The sequence below is a fragment of the Amycolatopsis rhabdoformis genome (genome assembly GCF_035918295.1).
GTDB lineage: Bacteria > Actinomycetota > Actinomycetes > Mycobacteriales > Pseudonocardiaceae > Amycolatopsis > Amycolatopsis rhabdoformis.
Map to the genome: position 1 here is coordinate 4888008 of NZ_CP142149.1, position 22056 is coordinate 4910063.

The 22056-nt window shown below is 69.3% G+C and carries 23 protein-coding genes, 1 tRNA gene, 1 pseudogene and 1 riboswitch; of the genes and pseudogenes, 9 read left to right on the top strand and 16 right to left on the bottom strand.

Annotated elements, in window-relative coordinates; genetic code table 11:
• Nucleotides 1–19 precede the first annotated feature (19 nt).
• From VSH64_RS22260 to VSH64_RS22270, 3 genes are all read right to left on the bottom strand, one after another.
• Nucleotides 20–229: a CbtB domain-containing protein gene (locus VSH64_RS22260; RefSeq protein WP_285974074.1), complete on the bottom strand. Its 210-nt coding sequence runs from the start codon at nt 227–229 to the stop codon at nt 20–22.
• Nucleotides 230–262: 33 nt separating this feature from the next.
• Nucleotides 263–379, bottom strand: a riboswitch (cobalamin riboswitch).
• A 1177-nt stretch (nt 380–1556) separates the two neighbouring features.
• Nucleotides 1557–1847 (bottom strand): hypothetical protein, encoded by a 291-nt coding sequence (locus tag VSH64_RS22265; RefSeq protein ID WP_326837578.1) that lies wholly within the window; start codon nt 1845–1847, stop codon nt 1557–1559.
• A 417-nt stretch (nt 1848–2264) separates the two neighbouring features.
• Nucleotides 2265–3029, bottom strand: coding sequence for an SDR family NAD(P)-dependent oxidoreductase (locus VSH64_RS22270; RefSeq protein ID WP_326837579.1), 765 nt, complete (start codon nt 3027–3029; stop codon nt 2265–2267).
• Nucleotides 3030–3158: 129 nt separating this feature from the next.
• Between VSH64_RS22270 and VSH64_RS22275 the strand changes: the two genes are divergently transcribed.
• A complete protein-coding gene (locus VSH64_RS22275) occupies nt 3159–3545 on the top strand; it encodes an ArsR/SmtB family transcription factor (RefSeq protein WP_326837580.1) in 387 nt (128 codons plus the stop codon).
• 16 nt (nt 3546–3561) lie between these two features.
• Here the strand turns inward: VSH64_RS22275 and VSH64_RS22280 are convergent, their stop codons facing one another.
• The 3 genes from VSH64_RS22280 to VSH64_RS22290 form a co-directional block, all read right to left on the bottom strand.
• The gene (locus VSH64_RS22280; RefSeq protein ID WP_326837581.1) at nt 3562–4041 is read right to left on the bottom strand and encodes a hypothetical protein; all 480 of its coding nucleotides are present in this window, start codon (nt 4039–4041) and stop codon (nt 3562–3564) included.
• 172 nt (nt 4042–4213) lie between these two features.
• Nucleotides 4214–4633 (bottom strand): hypothetical protein, encoded by a 420-nt coding sequence (locus tag VSH64_RS22285; RefSeq protein ID WP_326837582.1) that lies wholly within the window; start codon nt 4631–4633, stop codon nt 4214–4216.
• A gap of 98 nt (nt 4634–4731) precedes the next feature.
• Entirely contained in the window at nt 4732–5031 is a 300-nt protein-coding gene (locus tag VSH64_RS22290; RefSeq protein WP_326837583.1) for an EthD family reductase, read from the bottom strand.
• A gap of 355 nt (nt 5032–5386) precedes the next feature.
• Here VSH64_RS22290 and VSH64_RS22295 point away from each other — a divergent pair, with 355 nt between their 5' ends.
• The gene (locus VSH64_RS22295) at nt 5387–6322 is read left to right on the top strand and encodes a hypothetical protein (protein WP_326837584.1); all 936 of its coding nucleotides are present in this window, start codon (nt 5387–5389) and stop codon (nt 6320–6322) included.
• Between the two features lie 85 nt (nt 6323–6407).
• On the opposite strand, the gene VSH64_RS22300 is transcribed toward VSH64_RS22295, so the two are convergent.
• The gene (locus VSH64_RS22300) at nt 6408–6992 is read right to left on the bottom strand and encodes a TetR/AcrR family transcriptional regulator (protein ID WP_326837585.1); all 585 of its coding nucleotides are present in this window, start codon (nt 6990–6992) and stop codon (nt 6408–6410) included.
• Nucleotides 6976–7809, bottom strand: a complete 834-nt coding sequence (locus VSH64_RS22305; RefSeq protein ID WP_326837586.1) for a class I SAM-dependent methyltransferase — start codon at nt 7807–7809, stop codon at nt 6976–6978. Before VSH64_RS22305 ends, VSH64_RS22300 begins: the two co-directional genes overlap by 17 nt.
• Before the next feature lie 414 nt (nt 7810–8223).
• Here VSH64_RS22305 and VSH64_RS22310 point away from each other — a divergent pair, with 414 nt between their 5' ends.
• A complete protein-coding gene (locus VSH64_RS22310; RefSeq protein ID WP_326837587.1) occupies nt 8224–9648 on the top strand; it encodes a M1 family metallopeptidase in 1425 nt (474 codons plus the stop codon).
• Nucleotides 9649–9881: 233 nt separating this feature from the next.
• Here VSH64_RS22310 and VSH64_RS22315 read toward each other — a convergent pair whose 3' ends face one another.
• On the bottom strand, nt 9882–10172 hold the full coding sequence (locus tag VSH64_RS22315) for an amidohydrolase family protein (protein ID WP_326837588.1): 291 nt from the start codon (nt 10170–10172) through the stop codon (nt 9882–9884).
• 29 nt (nt 10173–10201) lie between these two features.
• A pseudogene (locus tag VSH64_RS48520) lies at nt 10202–10429 on the bottom strand (amidohydrolase family protein); the annotation flags it as partial.
• A gap of 387 nt (nt 10430–10816) precedes the next feature.
• Here VSH64_RS48520 and VSH64_RS22320 point away from each other — a divergent pair.
• The 4 genes from VSH64_RS22320 (at nt 10817) to VSH64_RS22335 (ending at nt 15641) form a co-directional block, all read left to right on the top strand.
• Nucleotides 10817–11530, top strand: a complete 714-nt coding sequence (locus VSH64_RS22320; RefSeq protein ID WP_326837589.1) for an SDR family NAD(P)-dependent oxidoreductase — start codon at nt 10817–10819, stop codon at nt 11528–11530.
• 32 nt (nt 11531–11562) lie between these two features.
• Nucleotides 11563–11961 carry a YybH family protein gene (locus VSH64_RS22325; protein WP_326837590.1) on the top strand — a complete coding sequence of 133 codons (399 nt, stop codon included), beginning with the start codon at nt 11563–11565 and terminating at the stop codon, nt 11959–11961.
• A 90-nt stretch (nt 11962–12051) separates the two neighbouring features.
• Nucleotides 12052–12894 (top strand): TIGR03621 family F420-dependent LLM class oxidoreductase, encoded by an 843-nt coding sequence (locus VSH64_RS22330; RefSeq protein ID WP_326837591.1) that lies wholly within the window; start codon nt 12052–12054, stop codon nt 12892–12894.
• 143 nt (nt 12895–13037) lie between these two features.
• The gene (locus VSH64_RS22335) at nt 13038–15641 is read left to right on the top strand and encodes a hypothetical protein (protein ID WP_326837592.1); all 2604 of its coding nucleotides are present in this window, start codon (nt 13038–13040) and stop codon (nt 15639–15641) included.
• 67 nt (nt 15642–15708) lie between these two features.
• On the opposite strand, the gene VSH64_RS22340 is transcribed toward VSH64_RS22335, so the two are convergent.
• Both VSH64_RS22340 and VSH64_RS22345 read right to left on the bottom strand, forming a co-directional pair.
• Complete coding sequence (locus tag VSH64_RS22340) at nt 15709–16476, bottom strand: DinB family protein (RefSeq protein ID WP_326837593.1); 768 nt, start codon at nt 16474–16476, stop codon at nt 15709–15711.
• A gap of 247 nt (nt 16477–16723) precedes the next feature.
• Nucleotides 16724–16796 (bottom strand) — tRNA-Asn (locus VSH64_RS22345).
• 166 nt (nt 16797–16962) lie between these two features.
• Between VSH64_RS22345 and VSH64_RS22350 the strand changes: the two genes are divergently transcribed.
• The gene (locus VSH64_RS22350; protein ID WP_326837594.1) at nt 16963–17142 is read left to right on the top strand and encodes a hypothetical protein; all 180 of its coding nucleotides are present in this window, start codon (nt 16963–16965) and stop codon (nt 17140–17142) included.
• Nucleotides 17143–17221: 79 nt separating this feature from the next.
• On the opposite strand, the gene VSH64_RS22355 is transcribed toward VSH64_RS22350, so the two are convergent.
• Genes VSH64_RS22355 through dnaG form a run of 3 tightly spaced genes read right to left on the bottom strand, consistent with a single transcriptional unit; the run spans nt 17222 to nt 20532 of the window.
• Entirely contained in the window at nt 17222–17986 is a 765-nt protein-coding gene (locus VSH64_RS22355; protein WP_326837595.1) for a trans-aconitate 2-methyltransferase, read from the bottom strand.
• Between the two features lie 52 nt (nt 17987–18038).
• A complete protein-coding gene (locus VSH64_RS22360) occupies nt 18039–18563 on the bottom strand; it encodes a hypothetical protein (RefSeq protein ID WP_326837596.1) in 525 nt (174 codons plus the stop codon).
• 1 nt (nt 18564) lies between these two features.
• Nucleotides 18565–20532, bottom strand: a complete 1968-nt coding sequence (gene dnaG, locus VSH64_RS22365; protein ID WP_456062099.1) for a DNA primase — start codon at nt 20530–20532, stop codon at nt 18565–18567.
• On the opposite strand from dnaG, the gene VSH64_RS22370 reads away from it, so the two are divergent.
• Nucleotides 20531–21478: a sigma-70 family RNA polymerase sigma factor gene (locus VSH64_RS22370; protein ID WP_326837598.1), complete on the top strand. Its 948-nt coding sequence runs from the start codon at nt 20531–20533 to the stop codon at nt 21476–21478. The genes dnaG and VSH64_RS22370 overlap by 2 nt on opposite strands.
• Here VSH64_RS22370 and VSH64_RS22375 read toward each other — a convergent pair.
• Entirely contained in the window at nt 21468–22034 is a 567-nt protein-coding gene (locus VSH64_RS22375) for a carboxymuconolactone decarboxylase family protein (protein ID WP_326837599.1), read from the bottom strand. The two genes, VSH64_RS22370 and VSH64_RS22375, sit on opposite strands and share 11 nt — an antisense overlap.
• Between the last annotated feature and the right edge of the window lie 22 nt (nt 22035–22056).

The following is a 22056-nucleotide window of genomic DNA, read 5'->3' on the forward strand; positions in this document are numbered from 1 at the left end:
GCTTGTCCGCTTCAGCGCGTCAGTGGCACGGGAAGCCGAGGAAGTGCCGCGCGTCGTGCACGAACTCGTGCACGTGGGTGTCACTGCCGAACACGGAGGTCGCACCCTGGTCGATGCCGATGAAGTAGTACAGCAGCAGTGCCGCGGCCACGCTCAGGCCGAGCCAGAGCACCGCCTTCGACACGGGCAGGACGACAGGGGTGGAGCGATCGGCCGGAATGGTGGCCATGGTTGGTTCTCCTTCGGGATGGCGCGTCCCTTGCGGGTGGAACAGGCGACGACTCCTCGACCTGACTCGCCCCCCTTGACTGAGGCTCACAGTGGCGCGACCGTGCCGGAATCTCACCGGCTTCGGGAAGTCGTCACGCGGCCAGAACGGTACGGCGGGTGCCAAGGGCACGTCAATCGGACGAGACCTGATCGGGATCCGGTTCGTGGCGTTTTGCCCGGTTGGGGAGGTCACGGTGCCGGAGGTCACCACCGGACGGAGCAACCGGTGCCGGGCCTGAGTCAGGTGGCTGGGAGCCGGTGCGGGTTGGCTCATCGCGGCGTGAATTCCGTCTGCCGGCACGCAGCCTGGCCCCGACTGGCTGGCGCGCGGTCAGCTCATCGCGGCCCGAATTCCGCCTGGCGGCACGCAGCCTGGCCGCCCTGGACGGCCCGCAAAGCCCGCGCTGCGCTCGATACGCGCCGACGACGAGTCGCGCCGCGCTGCGCGGTTCCGGCGCTCACCCGGCTCACCGCGCGCCGAACACCGGCGGCCAGCACTCGCCCCCAGCCGTCCACGGCCCCAAGCGCTACAGTCCCGGCTGATCGCGCGCCGAACCGCGACGGCCAGCGCTCGCTCCAGCCCGGCCTCCGTGGCCGAAACACCACGATCCCGGCTCTCGCAGCTCAGCTCACTCCGCCCCGAACACCGGCGGCCGGCACTTGCCCCATCTCCATGGCCGCGAGCGCCTCGATCGCAGCTCACTGCGCGCCGATCACCGACGGTCCGGTCTTTCCCCCGCCGCGCCTCCGTAGTCGCGACACAGAGATTCCGGTTCTCGCGGCTCAGCTCACCGCGCGCCGAACTGCGGCCACGAGCGCCCAGCTCCACCTTCACGGCCCGAAGCGCTGCGGTCCCGGCCACCCCCGGCTGACCGCACGTCGAACTCCGACGGCCATCGGTCGCCCCAGCCCCGCCTCCGCGACCGAAACACTGCGGACCCGGCTCTCGCAGCTCAGCTCACTGAACGCCGAACACCGGCGGCCACGCTTGTCCCAGCCCCGCCTCCACGGCCCCAAGCACCGCGGCCCTGGGGCCTCACCCGACCCGCTCCGCCCCGAACACCCGCGGCCGGCCCCGCCTCCCGGGGCCGCGAGCGCCGCGGACCTGAGGCCTCACCCGACCCGCTGCGCGCCGAACACCGGCGGCCGCCCCCGCCTTCGGGCCCAAGAACCGCGGTCCCGGGTCTCGTCCGCCTCACGGCGCGCCGAACCGCGACGACCAGCGCTCGCCGCAGCCTCACCGCCGTGGCCGAAATGCTGCAATCCCGGCCCTTGCCGGGCTCAGCTCACTGAGCCCCGAGCGCACAAGCCTTGCGGGCGTGCACGGCCGACACGTGGATGGCTTCCAGCCCGACCTCGCACACGGTCGGGAACCCGTGCGCCGCCGTGGTGCAGGCGCTGGTCACCTTCGGGCCGACCTTGTACCCGGCCCCCGCCAGGTAGAACGCGCACGACACCTCGCTCCGAGGCGCCGCGGGCGAGGCCACCGCCGCGGACGCCACCGTCGCCCCGCCGACGCCGACCACCCCGGCCGCCAGTGCCACGACCGCGGCCTTGGCCAACAGTGTTTTCACCATGCTTCTTCTCCCCCTCCGAATTGTCTGCGCACCAGGCTAACCAGGGCGTTCGACGAAGAGGGGCGGTTTCCCGAAAGTTCCCCACACCGGGTCGTCGGGCCACGCTGGACAAGCCAGCTCTCGACACCGTTCGTGGTGCGGGGGCGCAGTCGCTCGCGAGGCTTCGCGTTGTCGACGACCACGCACACCACCGCGTCGAAGCGGTTACGCACCTCGTCGTCGTTCTCGGCGGATCCGCACACGAACGCGATCGTCCCCCGGCGCCTCGACCCGCGCATGGCTGATCTGCCCGGCTCACCTTTCCGGCAACCGGCTGTCCCCGCCGCATTCCTCGAGCAGCGCACACCGTCAACTCTCCGACGCCCGCCGCATCGATCACCCACACCGATGCCGGGTGCGCCGTCGCAGCCTGATCCGTCAGCCGGCCAGCGCGAGCCCGCCGTCGACAGCCAGGACCTGGCCCGTCAGCCAAGCCGCGTGCGGATCCGCCAACCGCACGACCCAAGCCGCGACATCGGCCGGTCGACCCCGCCGTCCCAACGGAATCGTGGCGGCCTCGACCTCTTTGATCCGGTCGACTTCGTCCTCCGAAAGCCCCGCCGACACCAGGGCTTCGCTCTCCGTCGGCCCCGGTGCGACCGCGTTGACCCGGATCCGGGCGGGCGCCAGCTCCAGTGCCCAGCTCCGCGTGAGCGACTCGATCGCCGCCTTCGAAGCGCCGTAGTGCGCCGCGCCCGGCAGCGGCCGGTGCCCGTACGTGCTGGAGAGGTTGACGATCGAACCCTGGCTCGCCCGCAACTGGCCCAACGCCGCCCTCGCGAGCAGGCTGGGCGCGAGGACGTTGATCGCGAACAGGTCGTCGACGCCCTCGGCCGTGATGTCGGCCAGCGCCATGCCGGAGAACACGCCGGCGTTGTTCACCAGCACGTCCACCCGGCCCCACCTCGCCACCGCGTCGTCCACCACCGCCTCCGCCGCACCCGTCTGCCTCAGGTCCGCGACGCGCACCTCGATCGCCGGGTGCAACGCGGCGGTCTCGGCCAGCGCCTCGGCCCGCCGCCCCACCCCGAGAACCCGCGCACCCGCGTGCGCAAAGGCCTCCGCGGTCACCCGCCCGATCCCCGACCCGGCACCGGTCACGATCACGACATGCCCCGACAGGTCGCTCGCGGTCAGATCCATCACCACTCCTTCGTTCGATGTTCTACGAATGACGAACGAAGCGTAGCCCACAAGATCACCTCACCGCCCCCGATGTTCGGCAACTGTAGAATGAATCACGGCCCCCAGCGCACGACCACGGAGACGACCATGCGGCACCCGACACCCCCGCCGGCCCCCGAGGACATGAAGCTGGCCGAGGTCCTCAACGCCCTCAGCGACCCCGTCCGCCTCGCCCTGGTCCGCCAACTGGCCGACGGCCTCGAACGCAAGTGGAGTGAACTGCGCGCCCCCGTGGCCAAATCCACCCTCAGCCACCACTTGAAGGCCCTCCGCGGCGCCGGCGTGACCGCCACGCGCGAAATCGGCACCCGCTGCTTCGTCACCCTCCGCCGCCCCGAACTCGACGAGAAGTTCCCGGGCCTCCTCACCGTCGTCCTGGCCGCCGCCGACACCGAAGGCATCGGCGACACGTTCGACGCCCCGGCGGGCACCAAGTCTTCACGCGCTTCGACCGACGACGGGGATGAGTGCTGACCACGGCGCAGGGGCTCTAGAACTTCACCCGCCAGGTTTTCGACCGAAACCGTTCATCATCGTGCGCCCAATATTCGCGAGCCGTTTCAACGATCAACGCATATTCGGCGCAGTCCACAACGGAGATCAGGGCGGATTTACTGGGCGATGACCCGCGGTATCGCCGAGCGATGGTGACAACATCACCGCGGTAGACATAGCATTGCACGAACCATCGATCCTGCGCCTCGGTGAGGGAAACTGTCGCAGGGTCGTGAAGTGCCTCCTCGATGCGCAGCGCTTCCAAGATCGCATCGGGCTCGTCGATCAGCCGGCCGAGCCTCTCATCCGAGAACGTCGGACGGTTACCCAACTCCTCGAACGCCCCGTAAGCAAACTCCGGCTCGGCCTCGCCGACCGATCGCGCCTCGACGACCAACTGGAAGCGAGACATGCCGGAACTCGCGACCGGGTCGACAACGAGGCCGAACCTTCCGTCATCGGTCGAAAACCTCAACTACCGCCCCCACCTGTCACAATCGGAGCGCCCAACAGATAGCAGGCATTCTGCCGCTCCATCAGTCACGCGACGACGATACCCTCACCACAACGACACGCCGCAACACATTTCCCACAGCCTGAACCCCCAGGGGTTCCGTCCACCGATGCGTAAGGCATCGACACTTCACCTAGTTTGCCAACCGGCGGTCCGAGTAGCCGGCCACGGACAAGAGCCCCGACTCATCGAACTGGACAAACACCTCCGCGCCCATGAACTTCCACCAGTACTCGCCGGGAACGAATGGTTCGCACTTCACCACCAGCCTGCCTTCGACTTCCGCCTCGTTCGCGAACTCCTCGAAGGTGAAGTTCTTCACGCGAACCCTCGCCCCTGGCAGACCGGGGAGCGCCATCTCCGGCCCCGACGGCTCGAGAGCGATATACCACAGAACTCCGCCCTCCGAAAACCCCAATTGCAGGTCCCCATACAAATGAATAGCCGGAAGTGGTCCGGTGATCGCGTCAGGATCCCCTGCCACCTCAAGGACTTCGGCGACACTGATCCCCACCTTGAAGTCTTCAAAGCGACCACGCTTGAAGAACTCCACAACCTCAAGTCGATCCAACATTTCCCCTCGACAGCACAAAAAAGACCCAAAAGAAAGGGACCGCGCACCGCGCAGCCCCTCCCGTCAAACCCCGCCACTCACGCCAGCGGGTAATGGATCATCTCCACCCCACCGGTCGCGTAGTTCGCCACGTCGCCCGCCACGGCCTTGCCCTCGGGGGAGCCCAGGGCGTCGATCATGGCCTGGGCCGAGTCGAAGTCGCCGTGGAAGACGGCGAAGTACGGGTTGTCGTCGCCGAGGGCGGAGACGTCCAGGGAGTAGTCCGAGCGGATCAGGCCCGGGAGTTTCGCGGCGAGCGGCAGGTGGGTGGCGACGTAGTACTCGCGGAAGTGCTCCGGGTCCACCGGCGGGCGGTAGAGGACGGTGAGACGGTGCATCGAAATCCTTTCTCGACACTTCACAGGTGAACGAGCCGCACGACTACCCGTGGTCAACGGAGCCCTCGCTGACCATAGCGGACCCGGATCGCCGGCGTGGTGGAACAAATTTCACGGTCGCGCACGAGCATCTTCACCTTCCCGGACCCGGTGCAACCACCCCGGCACCAGCGGTCGGTAACCGGTGCCGAACGGAGGCCCGCCACCGACGAGCGGAGCGGCCGTGATTCCGGACAAACAGCAGGCAACCGAACACCACCGCGCAGCGTGGTTCAAACGGCGACGCACCGAACGAGGGGGAACCATGAGACGCACCCACCAGGCAATCCTGGCCGCCGCATTGACCCTGGCACCGATGCTGACGGTCACCTCCACCGCTCACGCCGCGGAAGGATGCACCTGGACGCAAGCCACCCTGCCGCTGCCCGACGGGCAGACCACCGGCTACGTCTCCGCCGCCGCGAGTGGCGGCTGGGTCTCGGGCAGCGGTTCCTTCAGCGCGATCCGTTGGCACAACGGCGTAGCCGAAGACCTCGGCAACGCGTTCGGCCGGCAAACCGAGCTGACCGACATCAACTCCACCGGCACCGCGGTCGGAATGACCTACGAGAACAGCTTCGAACACGACGCCGTCGTCTACCGCGACGGCCACTTCACCGCCCTGCCGCTGCCACCCGGCCGCCGCAGCGCGCGAGCCCTCGCTGTGAACGACGCCGGTGACATCGTGGGCACGGCGCTCGGCATCGGTGACACCTTCGACCTCACGATCTGGCCCGCGTCGGCGCCCGGCACGGTGCAGGTGATCAACCCCGACCCCACCGTCTACGGCTACGTCAGCCCCGTCGAGATCGACGAGCAGGGCCGCATCCTGATCAGCGCGTCGACGTCGCGGACCGACTTCTTCGTGCGCGATCCGGACGGCACAATGACCAAACTCACCCTCGGCACGCCCTACGTCGACGGGTTCCGCAACGGCCGCATCGCCGGCGAGACATACGAAAACGGCCACTACGGCACCGCCGAATGGGACCTGACCGGCAAGCTCGTCCGCCGGCTCGACACCTGGGCGAGCCAACCCGCCGTCGATTCCGGCACCCGCACGGCCGGCATCTACCGGACGGCCGACCGCGGCTACGCCCTGGGCGTCTGGGAAAGCGGCGCGCTCACCGCCACCCTCGCGACCAGCCCGGACAACGGCGCAATCGGCAGCCCCGAGCTCACCGACGACGGCATCATCGCCACCTCGATCGACACCACCCCGACGACTTTCCGCCACACCTGCACTGCGTGACCCCTAACGAAGCGGTGACCCGAAAAGCCGTGCGAGGGACTTCCCCGCGAACGCAGGTGGGGAAGTCCCCTCGAACGCTCGACGATCACTTCGGCAACACCCGATCCAGCAACGCAGTCACGGTGTCGCGGTAACGCCCGGGATCGAGGTCGGGCTCCCACGAACGCTGCAGCAGAAACCCTTGAATGAGCGCAAGCAGCACCCGCCCGAACATGTCCGGCTCGACCCCGGGCGGCAGCGGGATGTCGGCGAGCGCACCTTCGACCTCACGCAGCGGCAGGAGCCCCTCGGTGACGATCCGCCGGAGTCGTTCGTCGTGCTGGGCGCGGGCCCAGACGTGGACGGTGACGCGCCGTCGCCGGGCCTCTTCGGGGTCGGCCACCCAGTCGAAGTAGGCGTTCAGGAACTGCCGCAAGGCGTCCGGACCACCGGTCGCGACCGCTGCCGCGACGAGCTCGCGTTCGTGGTCGTGACGATCGGCGGCGACCGCTTCGATGATCGCCTCCTTGCTGTCGAAGTAGCGGTAGATGGCGCCGGCGCTCATGCCACTCTCGGCCACGATGTCCTGCATGGACGCCCCGTCCGGCCCGGCTTTCTCGAAGCACGCCATCGCCGCGTCCAGAATCCGCCGGCGCTGCGCGGCCCGGCGCTCCTCACTGATGCGTGGCACGCGCCCTCCTCGCGATCGCGATCCGGTAGAGCTGCGAACCCCCGCCGGCGTCGAAGGTCGACAGGTCCTTCTCCAAGCTGAAGCCGCGGTCGGCGAGGAACTGTCGCGTCTCGGTGGGCCGCAGCCCGAACGTCCACGGCTCCCCGGACCGCGCCACCGCTCGCACCCACCGGCGCGCCTCGGGGAACGGGCTGGGCTCGTGCAGCGCGCGGACGTCCACGTAGGTGAAGATGACGTCCCCGCCGAGTTCGCGAACGGCCGCCAGTGTGGTGTCCACGGCGTCGGCGGTGAGGTAGTTGGTCACGCCTTCCCACACGAACACGGCCGGTTTCCCGGTGTCGAAACCACTTTCCGTGAGCCGGCCGACCAGATCGTCGTGCTCGAAGTCCACCGGCACATAGGTCACGCGCCCCTCGCCGAGCACGGCCCGTTTCCTCGCCTGGGTCGCGGGGTGGTCGACCTCGAAGACGGTGTTGCCCGCGAGCGCGGACAGGCGGTGCGCCCGTGTGTCGTAACCGGCGCCCAGCAAAACGCACTGGGTTTCACCACCCACGAACTCGGCCAGGGCGTCGTCGATGACCTTGGTCCGGACAATCCCGGACACGCGCGGCCCCGGCCCCGCGACCACGTCGTACAGCCCAGTGGCCACACGGCGGACCCCCGGGAGCCGCGCCGCTTCGGCGAGTACCCGGAGCCACGGTCTGAGGAACGCGGTGGCGTAAGGGTCGTCGAAGCGCCGAAGCCCTGGTGGACGGTAACTTTCGAACGCCCGTTGCAGGGCCATCGTCTCCGCGGTGAAGCTTCCCCGGTCATCCATAGCGAATGATTGTTCGCTTTGGCGGCCGAGGTGCGCAAGACCTGAGGCGAAACGTCCCTTATGGCTCGTTCACCGCGGGGCACGCCACCGTCGCCGTCGCGAGTCCCGCTGAGGACAGCCCCGCCCGACAAGTTTTTCAAGCCAAGGACGGGGTGGTCCGGACCACCACTTCTTCCCCGCTCGTGGCCGATTTGAAAGGGGCCTCAGCGATGACCAGCTCGCGAACTTGGCTTGGTGACGAACGAACCGGGCCCACTCTTCGACACCCTCCGACGGAAGATCTTCAAGCGATCACCCCGAAAACCTTCCCAGCACGACCGACCCACACCGAAAGTTCCAAGCCACCGCAACGGACTTGATCCGCGCGTCGGATCGGTCCTACTCTTCAGCGTCGATGATTGCCGAGGAGGACCCATGCGAGGCGCCAACCGTAGCCGCGGCCACTTGTTGATCATCTCCGGCGCGCTGGCCGCCGGTCTGCTGGCCGCGACGAGCCCAGCGGACGCGGTGACGGCCCGAGCACCGCAGTACACCCCAGGTGCTCCAGGCGCCGGGGATCCGTACTTCCCCGACATGGGCAACGGCGGCTACGACGTCAGCCACTACGACATCCGGCTGGCGTTCAACCCCGCCACCCAAGCGATCAACGCGACGACGACGATCCAAGCCAAGGCCACCCAGAACCTCTCCCGCTTCGACCTCGATTTCCAGGGACCGCTGAAGATCAGCGCGCTCTCCGTGAACGGCCGCAACGCCAAGTACAGCCGCAGCGGCGCCCAGGAACTGGTGATCACCCCGCCGCACGGTCTGCGCAAAGGCAGCTCGTTCACCGTCTCGGTGAGCTACGCCGGTGTCCCGCAGAAGATCGACGACCCCGCGCTGGGGGTCTCCGGCTGGGTCGCCACCAAGGACGGCGCGGTCGCGCTCAACCAGCCGATCGGCGCGGCGACCTACTACCCGGTGAACGACACCACCGACGACAAGGCGACCTACAGCCAGACCGTCACCGTCCCCACCGGACTCACGGTGCTGGCCAACGGCGAACCCGGGCCCACCACCACGCGCGATCACCAGACCACCTTCCGCTGGACCATGAACCGGCCGATGGCCAGCGAGCTGAGCATGCTCGCCATCGGCAAGTACAACGTCACCCGCGGCGTGGCGGCCGGCGGCCTGCCGAACATCACCGCGATCGGCCAGTCGATCGACACCAAACCCGGTCAGGGCAAGGTGTTCAACCAGACCACGGCGCAGGTCGTCCAGTGGGAGTCCTCGATGTACGGGCGCTACCCGTTCGACTCGACCGGCGGCATCCTCGCCGACGTCGGCGTCGACTACGCCCTCGAGACGCAGAGCCGGCCGGTCTACGACCAGAAAACCAGCGCGGTCAGCGGCGACCTCCTCGCCCACGAACTCGGCCACCAGTGGTTCGGCGACAGCCTCACTCCGGTTCACTGGTCGGACATCTGGCTCAACGAAGGCTTCGCGACCTACTCCGAATGGTTGTACCAGGAGAAGTTCAACAACATCCCGGTGCAACAGACCTTCGAGAAGGCCTACGCCGACGAGCAGGACTGGAGCGGCAAGGTCGCCGACCCCGGACGCGACCACATCTTCGACGACCTGGTCTACAACCGCGGTGCGATGGCGCTGCAGGCACTGCGCCTGAAGATCGGCGACCGCGCCTTCTTCGAGGTGCTCTCGCAGTGGCCGGCGGCCCACCGCTACGGCAACGTCTCGACGCAGCAGTTCACCCAGTTCGTCGAGCGCCTGACCCACCGCAACCTCGACTCGTTCTTCCAGGCGTGGCTCTACCAGTCGGGCAAGCCGGCCCTCTGACCACGTCAGCCGTCCGCACGCCCGGGATCTGCGGCGGGCGTCGCGAACGGGACGCCGTGCGGGATGGCGCCGAGGCCGACGACCACCGTCGGGACAGTGCCGAGGTTGCGTCCGATGTGGACTTCCTCGGACTATTGAGTAGATGGCACCCGGGTGGGTGTGCCGGCCGGTGTCGGCGCCCGGCGCGAGCGTGGTGAGGGCGAAGACGTAGTCGATGCCGTCGACGGTCTTCGTCAAGAGGACTTCATCGGTGACGCCGGCGCGCGGGTCGGGGTGGTGGAGACGGTGAGCTCTGCGGGACCGCGGTCGGGCATCTGCCGGATCGGCGGGGTGTTCGCGGCCTTCGCCGTGCCGTAGCGGTCGGCGAAAGCGCTGCCCTGGGACATCATGCGGTTCTGGATCGAGACGGCGCCGCCCAGTTCCGTGATCCGGTCGAGGCTCGCTTCGGAGACGGTCTCGGCGTGGTCGAAGAACCACCGCACGCTGCGGGGGAACCCACCGTCGGCGGCCACCTCCTCGAACACGTCGAGGTCGGCACGGATCGCGCGCCGCTGTCCTTCGTGAGCCCGATCGCCCGCACCGCCGCCCGGTTCAGGATCGCCGACTGGTAGAGGTGCAGCACGAACACCGGCGTCTCGGGCGCGGCAGCGTTCAGCTCGGAGACCGTGGGCAGCCGTCGTTCGGCGAACTGTTCCCCGGTCCAGCCGCCCACCACACGGATCCATTGCCCCTTCGGCGTTCGCCGGACCTGGTCGCACGCCATCCCCAGCGCGGCGTGCAGCTCGACCGATGGCTATAGCACGTTGGGGCACAACATTCTCCGTTGAAAAATCGCGATAGTCACCTTCACCGACTGTCAGAAAAGTATTCACTTGCGCGTAGCAAATACGGGCAAATTGGCTTGGAAGAACGGGTTTCTTCCTTGCAGAACCGGATACTTCCGACGGCTCACCTTGCTTCGGAACACGGGTGACAGCTCATTCAGACCCTTCCGATGCCGATCATGATGTCCGCCACACCGAGACTCGCTCCCTCGAAAGATCTTCCCGGTGGTCGACGCCAATCGAGGTGACGACGGCGGCCGACGACACCGACGCCAATCGTCACCGCGCTACGAGACCCATCCCGTCACCGTGCCCACGCTCGGTCGAACATCCGGAGGAATGCCATGACCACCCAGAATCAGAAGGTCGCCGTGATCACCGGGGCCTCGCAGGGCATCGGCGCCGGCCTGGTCGAGGCCTACCGCAAGCTCGGCCACGCCGTTGTCGCCACCTCGCGCAGCATCACCCCCGGCGACGACCCGGGCGTCCTCACCGTGCCGGGAGACATCGCCGACCCGGCCACCGCCGAGCGGGTGATCTCCGCTGCCGTCGAGCGGTTCGGCCGCGTCGACACCCTGGTCAACAACGCGGGCGTTTACGTCGCCAAGCCGTTCACCGACTACACCGCCGAGGACTACGCCACCTTCACCGGGATCAACCTGGCCGGGTTCTTCCGGCTCACCCAGCTCGCCGTCGGGCACATGCTCGCCCAGGGCAGCGGACACATCGTCACCCTCACCGCCAGCATCGTCGACAACGCCGACTCCCGAGTCCCGTCCGTGCTCGCCGCGCTGACCAAGGGCGGTCTGCAGGCCGCCACCAAGTCCCTGGCCATCGAATACGCCACTCGCGGCATCCGGGCCAACGCCGTCGCTCCGGGCACCACGCGCACCCCGATGCACGATCCGCAGATCCACGAGTTCCTCGACGGCCTGCAGCCCATCGGACGCATGGGCGAGATCGCCGACGTCGTCGAGGCGGTCGTCTTCCTGGAGAACGCGCCCTTCGTCACCGGCGAGATCCTCCACGTCGACGGCGGCATCAGCGCGGGCCACTGACCACCCCACCCACTTCTTCCGGGAGCACCACCATGAACCAGGACAACGAGACGATCCTGCGCGGCGTCCTCGACGGCTGGAAAGCCGCCGTCGACCGGCACCAGCCCGACCGGGTGGCCGCCCACTTCACCGAGGACGCCATCTTCCAGGGAACGCACCCCTACAGCGTCGGCCGTCCCGGCATCGCCGCCTACTACGACTCGCAGCCCCCCGGCCTGACCGCCGACTACCGAATCCTGGAAACCCGGCGCCTCTCCGACGACCTCGTCCTCGGATACCTCACCGCCGACTTCGCGTTCACCGACCGCCCCACCTTCAACGGCTACCTCAGCGTTCTGCTGAAGCAGAGCGCAACCGGCTGGGCCATCGCCTTCTACCAGGTCTCCCATCTCGACCGGCCCACCACCGGCGAAGTCCCCGACGGCCGATAGCAGCCAAGACGGACCGGGCGGTCGGCCGTGGCTCGTGTTCGCGGGACTCGAGCCGTCCTCCCCGTCCGTCCACATGCGAAGGATCTGCTCATGCCCGCCCGTCCGTTCCGCTTCGGAGTTTCCCTGCTCAACGTCGGCTCTCGCACCGAGTGGCGCGCTCGGGCCCGTGAGGTCGAGGACCTGGGCTACGACGTGCTCCAGGTTCCCGATCACCTGGGCATGGCCGCGCCCTTCCCGGCGCTCGTCGCGGCGGCCGACGTCACCTCCCTCACGCTGGGCACCTTCGTGCTCAACGCCGGCGTCGTCAGTCCCGCCTACCTCGCGCGCGACGTCGCCGACGTGCAGCGCCTCACCGACGGCCGGCTGGAACTGGGTCTCGGCGCCGGTTATGTGCCCGGGGAATTCGAGGCCGTGGGCCGGCCGATGGGCTCCGGCGGCGAACGCATTGCCAAGCTGGAGAAGACGCTCGCCGCCACCCGCGAGCTGCTCGCGGGTGAGCCCGGTGTCCCGATGCCGCCGATCATGATGTCCGGCGCGGGCGACCGCATGGTGGCACTCGGCGGCCGAGAGGCCGACATCTTCACCTTTTCGATCAGGGCCGGCCGCACCCCCGGCGCCGACCCGGCGGATGTGTTCGCCCGTCGCGCGCGAGTCCTGCGCGACGCCGCCGGCGACCGGTTCCCGGAGATCGAGCTGAACCTGCTCGTCGCGGCCGTCGGCGACACCCTCGACGGACTCGACCTCACCCTCATCCGCCAGGCGAGCGGAGTGCCCGACGAAGAGCTCACCCGAATGCCCGGGGTGCTCGTCGGCTCGCCGCGCGAAATCGCCGAACGCCTCGAGCGCTACCGCGAGATGTTCGGCACCACCTACATCAGCGTGTTCGAGCCGTACCTGGCCGCGTTCGCGGAGGTCATCAAGCACCTCAAGTGAGGGCGCCTCCCTTGGCCACGGCGACGGTGATCTACACCATTTCTCCTGCCGGTGAAGCGCCCGCGAGCGGTCTGAACCACCGGGCAACCGATCGTCCCCTTCCGGCGTGTTCGTCCTGCCTGCACGCAACAGAGAGGGCCGGCATGACCTTGCGAAGATCACTGACGTTGCTCGCCGTCGCGCTCACCGCCGCGCTCACCGTCACCGACGGCGCGACGGCGGCAACGAAAACCACTGCTCAACCGCGTTCCGAGGCGACGCTGTCCGCGACGTCCTGGGGTTACGTCGACTCGGCGACACCGACCACCGCCCATTTCAAGCCCGGCACCTTGCCGATCGGCACCTGGGACACCACCCCGCACCTGCAACGCTCGTACGTGAACTTCGACCTGAGCTCGTTGCGGGGCGCGCCGTTCACGACCGTGCTGCTTTCGGCCGGCGAGACGCACTACGTCGACTGCGAGAGCCGCGCCACCGAGGTCTGGCGGACCTCCGCCTACACCCGGCAGTCGACCTGGCAGAACCGCCCCGCGGAGCAGACCCGGGTCGCCGCCAGGGGCGCCGACGGCAGCTGCATCGACAACGACGCCACGTTCGACGTCACCACTGCGGTGCGGGACGCGGTCAAGCACAAGGACCGTCACCTCACGCTGGCCTTCCGCGTCGCCGAAGCCCACGAGGCGGACCCGGCGTTCTATCGGGTGATCGAGGCCCCGCCGACGCTGCGGGTGGTCGACAACGCGCCGCCCGCACGGCCGACCGACCTCCGCACCAACGACGCACCCTGTGCCCAGGACGGCACCGGAGCACTGGCGAGCGGCCAACTGGAGCTGAGCGCACAGGTTTCCGACCCGAACGGCGACTTCACGTTCGGGCAGTTCACGTGGTGGCCGGTGGCGGACCCGGCGCAACGGCACACGAGTGCCGGCTCGGGCAGCCCCGCCGCGGCGTACCCGGACACCTGGGACCTCGCCGACGGCACCTACGCGTGGGAGGTGTACGCACAGGACAGCTGGGGGGCCAAGTCGTCCACGGTGGGCCCGTGCCGGTTCACCGTCGACCGCACGGATCCGAAGGCGCCTGCCGTCGCCTCCGCCACGTACCCGGCGAACGCCGAAGGCGGCGGGATCGGCGTGGCGGGCGAGTTCACCTTCTCCCCCAACGGTTCCACCGACGTCGCGCGCTACGACTACAACTTCGGCGGGGAAACGCGTGAGATCACCGCGGGCCCCGACGGCACGGCCACCGTCAGCTTCACGCCGACGGCCACCGGCTGGCAGTCGGTGATCGTGCGCGCGTGGGACCGGGCGGGCAACCTCTCGCTCAGCACCTACTACTCCTTCCTCGTGAAGGAGACGCGGCCGACGGTCACGTCCGACCGCTACCCGCCGCAGGGCGGCCCGGACGGCGGCATCGGCGTGCCGGGCCTGTTCCGGTTCGCGCCGGGGATGCCGAACGTCGTGGCGTACGACTACCGGCTGGACGACGGCGCGTCCGCCAGGGTCACGGCCGGCCAGGACGGCGTCGCCGAGGTGACGATCACGCCGGCCACCGGTGGTGATCACGTGCTGTTCGTGCGCAGCACCGACACCTCGGGCGTTACGTCGCCGGAACGGGAGTACCGGTTCCTCGTCGATGCCTCACCGGTGGTGAGCGGGCCCGGGAACGTCGACCTGGGCACCTCGGCCACGTACTCGGTTACCCCGAGAATGCCGGGCGTCGTCGAGTACGACTACTGGTTCGCGAGTGCCGAGAGTACGAAGTGGACGGTGAAGGCGAACACCGACGGAACCGCCACGCTGCCGGTCGAGTTCACCTCGGCGGACCAGACCCTGTTGCGGGTCCAGGCCCGCGACGCGTCCGGCGGGCTGTCCCCGGTCACGGAGAAACGATTGTCGCTCAACACCTGGCGACCGGAGATCGGCTACGAGGGCGACATCGGGACGCAGGGCCGAGCCGCCACGTTCACGTTCACCACCCCGATGCCGAACGCCGCGGAGTTCGAGTACTGGCTGACGGCGGACCCGGCGACCAGGTGGACCGTGCCGGTCAACGGGAACACCGCGACGGTGACCTACCCGCCACCCAAGATCGGCGACTACGAGATGCTCGTGCGCGCGAAGAACACTGCGGGCGTGTGGTCGTCGACGGACAACATCACGTGGACGGTGACGAACGATCCGACGGTGACCTCGAAGGAGTTCCAGGCAAACGGGCGCGCGTTCCCCGGCACCTTCACCCTCGATGCCCGCCAGCCGGGCGCGGTGACGTTCGAGTACTCGTTCGACTGGGGTCCGTTCCAGCAGATAGCCGCTCAGAACGGGCACGCCGTGCTGGCGTGGACTCCCCCGCCGCCCCCGGACGGCTGGGCCTCCCACAACCTGCGCGTGCACACGGTGACCGCCGACAAGGTCATCTCGCAGGAGAACATGTACGGGTTCAGCATCTCGAGCGCGCCGTCCGTGTCGTCCGAGCAGTACCCGGAAAGCACGTGGTCGGGCGGTGCCGGTGTGCCCGGGACGTTCACCTTCACCCCGGGAATGCCGGGCCTCGTCTCGTACACCTACCTCGTCCGGAACGACCAGGGTGCCGCGACCGATCAGCTCACCGTGCCGGCGGACAGTTCCGGCGCGGGAACGATGACGTGGACCCCACCGAACCGAGGCACCTACTCGGTCACCGTGTCGGGCAGCACGGCCGACGGCACCAAGTCGGGTAGCACCCGCTACTCGGTGTACGTCAACTGATCGCGTGACCGGCCGGCCCCGCTCCCCGCCAGGGAGCGGGGCCGCTTGGGTCGGGTCCACACGGGAACTACTGCCGTTCAGGCACACCCGCTTCGAGCACCGCGAGGTCGCGCACCGCGTACCGGTGGTGCTCGGCTTCTTCCTTCAGCACCACCTTGAGACAGCGGCGAACGACGTACTCCTGCTCGGGATACATGTCAGCGGGCTTACGACCGCACACCCGGTCGAGCTCGTTCGCGGTGAGCTCGTCCACGACCCGGCGCATCGTGGCCATGCGGGCGAGCCGCGGCGCGAGCACCTCGTCGAGCGTCGGGGCGGCGTCGAGGGTGAGGCCGAGCTTCGCCGACTCGTCCGGCGGCGTGCCCCCGGCGGGAAAGCCCAACGCGTGGTAGGGCGCCTCCTCCTCGAGCACCGCGTTGCCGAGCCACGCATCGCAGGCGAACAGCAGATGCCGCTGGGTCTCCACGAACGACCATTCGCCGTCGACCCGCTCGTGCAGCTTGGCCTCGGGCAGCACCCTGGCCCGCTCGAGCGTCGCGCCCCACAAGGTCTCCATGGCGTCCCAAGCAGCCCGGTACTCCCCCGGAGACGCCGCGTCCCGCGCCAGCGCCCGCGCGGGGTGCCGGCGATCGAGTTCCGCCTCGACGTAAGCAGTCACGTCGACGTCGTTGACGACGACGCGCTCGAAGTAGCCACCGAGGTAGACGTCGCTGCCGTAGCAGTCGACGATCTTCAGACCGTTCACCTCGCAATCGCGGACCTCGAGGCCGTCGAGGTTGCACAGGTGGATGCGGGCACCGCGGAATTGGTCGCTCTGGGCGTACTCGGAGACCATCGAAGCAGTCTCACGCACTCAGCACGCCCGCGCCATGTTCGGTGTGAGCGAGCAATCCCCCGCAAACCCATCGAACGAGCACATCGATTGGCTCAACCGAAAACTGCGCCACCGAGGACAACATCGAACGCGCACACCCTGCGCCGCCCAGCGACGACCACCGACCCCCGGGCCGAAGCTCTTCCCGCCCCGAATCGGCCCACCCAGGCACAACAAAAAGCCCAGGTCATCGACCTGGGCTTGTGCGCTCCCCCGCTTGGACTCGAACCAAGAACCCTCCGGTTAACAGCCGAATGCTCTGCCAGTTGAGCTACAGGGGATCGTATTCTGTTGTGCGCCGGGTCTCCCCGGTGCGATGTAAGAACTTTAGCGCACGGCCCGCGCCACCCGAACAGGGGCCCCCTCTTCAAGGATCACGCCCGGCGGGCGGCGGATTGCTGGACAATGGAGAGTCGGAAGTCCGACGAACGAGAGGCGTGGCCACTGATGAAGAAGTTCCTGCTGGGCGTGGGTCTGGGTTACGTGTTGGGGACCAAGGCCGGCCGGGGACGGTACGAGCAGATGGTGCGCACCTACCGCAAGGTGATCGACCACCCGATGGTCCAGGGTGCGGCCGGTGTCGCGCGGGCCAAGGTCGGGGAGAAGTTCGGCCGAGGACGCGGCTGAGGCGCAAGCGCGCCCACGCGCAGGTGTGGGGCGCAGGTACCGCCGAGGGGCCCCGTGAAGCGCGCGCGAAAACGGGAGCTCAGGGCACCCGCGCCACGAAGAAGATGCGGCGGAATTCGAACCACGTCGTGCCGTCCGAGCGGGGCGGGTAGGCCTCGTCGAGAAGCGGGGCGAGCTCGGTGCGAAAGGTGGCCCAGTCGGCGTCCGGCAGGGCGGCGCGGATGGGCCGCAGGGCGGTGCCGGTGATCCACTCCAGCACGGCGTTCTCGCCGGCCAGCCGCTGCAGGTAGGTGGTCTCCCAGGCGTCGACGAAGCAGCCGGCGTCGGCGAGGAGCGTGGCGTACTCCAGTGGCGACGACACGGCCTCGTCTTCGCGCAGTACCAGCGACGAAAGGCGCGCCGACCAGGCGGGAGAGGCCGCCAGGGTGCGGGTGATGTCGTGGGACGGGGCGCCGAAGTTGCCCGGCACCTGCACGGCCAGCACGGCGCCGGAAGGCAGCTGCGAGACCCAGCGGCGCAGCAGCTCGTCGTGGCCGGGCACCCACTGCAGCACGGCGTTGGACACCACCACGTCCGTGTCCGGCCGCGGCGCCCACGAACGCACGTCGGCGACCTGCGCGTCGACCCCGCGCTCGCGGGCGGCGGCGACCATCTCCGGCGAGCTGTCCAGGGCCTCCAGCACGGCGCCGGGCCAGCGGCGGCCCAGGTCGAGCGTGAGGTTGCCCGGGCCGCAGCCCAGGTCGACCACGCGGCGGGGCGCGTCGGACGAAATTCGCCCGATCAGGTCATAAAACGGACGGGCCCGCAGGTCCGCGTAGTCGAGGTATTTGGCCGGATCCCACATGGCGAGCCTCCCGAGATAAACAGTACGCCCGTACTGAGTACGAGCGTACTGCTCACGCCCCCGGGTTGGCCAGCTTCTCGGCGACTTCGCCCGCGATCGCCTCGACCAGGGCCGGATCGGTGCCCGGGTCGGGGCGCACCTGCAGCACCGTGCCGTCGCGGCCGGGCACCTTGCGTTGCACGAACCAGGCGCCGCCGCCGGTGCCGAAGTCGTGGCGGTGCCGCGAGCGCACCGAGCCGTCCACGCGCAGGCGCACCTGCGGAGGCACCTTGCCGGGCGCAGGCAGCCGGAAGCGCACCGGCGCGCGGTCGGTCACGACCACCACCGGCCCCGCGTCGCCGGTCTCGTCCGACTCCGTGAGCTCGAACACGCCGTCGGCCCACGCGGCCTTGGCCACGAGGTGCCAGCCGACGCGCCGGGGACCCGCGTCCGACGGGATCCACAGGCCCAGGCTGGTCACCACGAGTTCGCCGCCGCCCTCGACGCCCGCGATCGCGATCACGTTCTCGCCCGCGGCCAGCTCACCCGGGAAATCCGCGGGGAGCCCGGCTCCGAAAAAGCGGTTCAGCCAGCCCATGTCAGTCCCATCCGGACGCGGCCTGCGCACGCAGCGACTTGCGGTACTGCTCCAGCGCCACGAGGTCACCGAACAGCGCGCGGTAGTCGTCCGGCGCCTCGACCGGCGACAGCCGCTGCAGCTTCGACTTGATCTCACCGATCTGCCGGCCCACGAGGCTCTCCTGCACGCCCGCGAGCACGCCGGAGATGTAGCGCGAGTCCACCTCGCCCAAGGCGCGCAACGGTTCCACGGCCAGCTCGCTCAACACGCGCCGCACCGTCCCTTCCGGACAGTGCTGCCTCGCGGCGTCGAGCAGGGCCGAGCCGGTGAGTCCCGAGGCGGCACCGCCTGCCCTGAGCACCGCCAGGTGCACGGCGACGTACACGGGGTGCGTGAACGCTTCTTCCGGCAGCGAGTCGTACTCCGGCCCGGCGATCGCGGGCTGCTGCAGCGCGGCCTTGAGCGCCTCGCGCTGGCCGGTGAACCGCGGGTCGTTCGGCGCGGGCCTCGGCAGGTCCTGCTTCTCCGACACCGGTTCCGGCGCAGCCTGGCGGGACGCGGGCTGGCGCAGCTGCGGCGTCTGCCCACCGCGCTTCCCCACGGCACCGGCCGCGCCGCGCACGCGGTTCACGACCTGCGCCACGTCCTGCCAGCCGACCCACCACGCGAGCTTCGACGCGTAGCCGTCGCGGCTCGCGCGGTCCTTGATGGCCGCCACCATCGGCACGGTCTTCTGCAGCGCCGACACCTGGCCGTCGACCGCGTCGAGGTCGAACTGCTTGAGCGTGCTCTTGATCACGAACTCGAAAAGCGGCGTCCGGCGCGCCACGAGGTCTTTCACGGCCGCGTCGCCCTTCGCGATGCGCAGCTCGCACGGGTCCATGCCGTCGGGCGCCACCGCGATGTAGGTCTGGCCGGCGAACGTCTGGTCGCCCTCGAACGCCTTGAGCGCGGCCTTCTGGCCCGCCGCGTCGCCGTCGAAGGTGAAGATGATCTCGCCGCGGAACGCGTCGTCGTCCATCATCAGCCGGCGCAGCACCTTCATGTGGTCCTCGCCGAACGCCGTGCCCGACGAAGCGACGGCCGTGGGCACTCCGGCGGCGTGCATCGCCATCACGTCGGTGTAGCCCTCGACCACCACCACCTGGTGGCGCTTCGCGATCTCGCGTTTCGCCTGGTCGAGGCCGAACATGACCTGCGACTTCTTGTAGATCTGCGTCTCGGCGGTGTTGAGGTACTTCGCCTCGATGCGGTCGTCCTCGAACAGCCGGCGCGCGCCGAAGCCCACCACGTCGTTGCCGACGTCGCGGATCGGCCACACCAGCCGCCGGTGGAAGCGGTCCATCGGGCCGCGCTGGCCCTCCTTGGACAGCCCGGAGGCGATCAGCTCCTTGACCTCGAACCCGCGGTTGAGCAGGTGCTTCGTGAGCTTGTCCCACCCGCCCGGTGCGAAGCCGCAGCCGAACTGCTTGGCCCAGGCGGCGTCGAACCCGCGCTCGGAGAGGAAGTCGCGCGCCGGCCGGGCCTCGTCGGTCACCAGCTGCTCGATGTAGAACTCGCTGGCCGCGCGGTGGGCCTCGATCAGCCGCGAGCGCGTGCCGCGGTCGCGCTGCACACTGCCGCCGCCGCCCTCGTAGTTCAGCCGGATGCCGACGCGGTCCGCCAGCTGCTCGACCGCCTCGACGAACGAGACGAGGTCGATCTTCTGGATGAACTTGATGACGTCGCCGCCCTCGCCACAGCCGAAGCAGTGGAACGTGCCGTGGGTGGGGCGCACGTTGAACGACGGGGTCTTCTCGTTGTGGAACGGGCACAGCCCCTTGAGGCTGCCACCCCCGGCGCGCCGCAGCGCGACGTACTCCCCCACGACCTCGTCGATCCGGTTGCGCTCACGCACCTCCGCGATGTCGCTCTCCCGAATCCGTCCTGCCACGGTATCCACAATAGTTCTCCCTCCCCGGTGGCTTTGCGGCACACTCGGCCTCATGGGCACACCGACGGCACTGGACGACCTCGCGGAGCAGTTCGCGGCGCTCCGCGGCCCCCTGATCGGGGTGGCCTACCGGCTCACGAGCACCCGGTCCGACGCGGAGGACGCCGTGCAGGAAGCGTGGCTGCGCCTGGCCGGGCTCGACGACGCCGGGCGCGCCGCCATCCGCGACCTGCGTGCCTGGCTCACCACCGTCGTCGGCCGCATCTGCCTCGACCGGCTGCGGTCGGCGCCCGCGCGGCGCGAGCAGTACGTGGGCCAGTGGCTGCCCGAACCGATCGTGACGCCGCTCGGCGCGCCGGTGACCGAGGACCCGCTCGAAGCCGCCGTGCGCGACGACGGCATCCGCATGGCCGCGCTGGTGGTGCTCGACAAGCTCACCCCGGAGCAGCGGGTGTCGTTCGTGCTGCACGACGCGTTCTCGGTGCCGTTCGGCGAGATCGCCGGCATCCTCGGCGTGTCGGCCGACGCCGCCCGCCAGCACGCCTCGCGCGCCCGGCGCACCGTCGACCACGCCGACCCGCCGCCGCGCGCGGAGCTGGCCGAGCAGCAGCAGGTGCTCGAGCGCTTCGTGACCGCCCTGCTGGCCGGCGACATCCAGGCGATGGCCGAGGTGCTGCACCCGGACGTGGTGCTCATCGGCGACTCCGACGGCAAGGGCCGCACCACCCGCCAGATCATGGTGGGCGCCGACAAGCTGTCGCGCTTCTTCCTGGGCCTGATCGACAAGTACGAGCCCGGCGTGATGACCCGCGGCGCCCCGATCCTCGTCAACGGCGACCTCGGCCTGTGGCTGCCGCCGATGCCCGGCGCGTCGGGCTTCCTGTCCGTCGACGAGCACGTGCAGTCGATGAGCGTGCGCGACGGCCGCATCGTGGCCATCTACGACATCGTGAACCCCGACAAGCTCACCCACATCACGCGCCCCGACCTCACGGCCTAGGCACCCGGCAGGCGTCGCCCGAGGTGAACCCCTGGTCGACGATGCCGAGCGCGCTGTTCATCCGCGCCCGGGAGTTCTCGAGCGCGATCTGGTACGTCAGCTCCAGCACCCCGGCGCGGCCGAACTCGGCTTCGAGCTCGGCCACCTGCTCGTCGCTCACGGACACCTGCGCCCCGGACATCGCGTCGGCGTAGGCCACGGCCAGCCGCTCGGGCCGGGTGAAGGCCGGGGAGGTGGCGTAGTCGTCGATGTGGCGCAGACGCTCGATGTCCAGGCCGTCGTGGCGCTGGAGCATCGTGCCGAAGTCCACGCACCACGAGCACCCGATGCTCGTGGCGACCCGGTACACGGCAAGCTCCCGCACGTTCACCGGCAGCTTCTTCGACGCCTTCTCGGCCATCAACTCGTGCACGACGGTGGTGCGCAGCAGCCCCGGGTGGTGGGCCATCACGGCCATGGGCTCGGGGACGGCACCGTAGCGCTTGCCGGCGATGCGGTAGACGAGCTTGAGCAGGGGGCCGGCGTCGGTGGTGCGCTTGGCCGGGATGCGGGGCATGGTGGTCTCCTCGTTCGTCGCT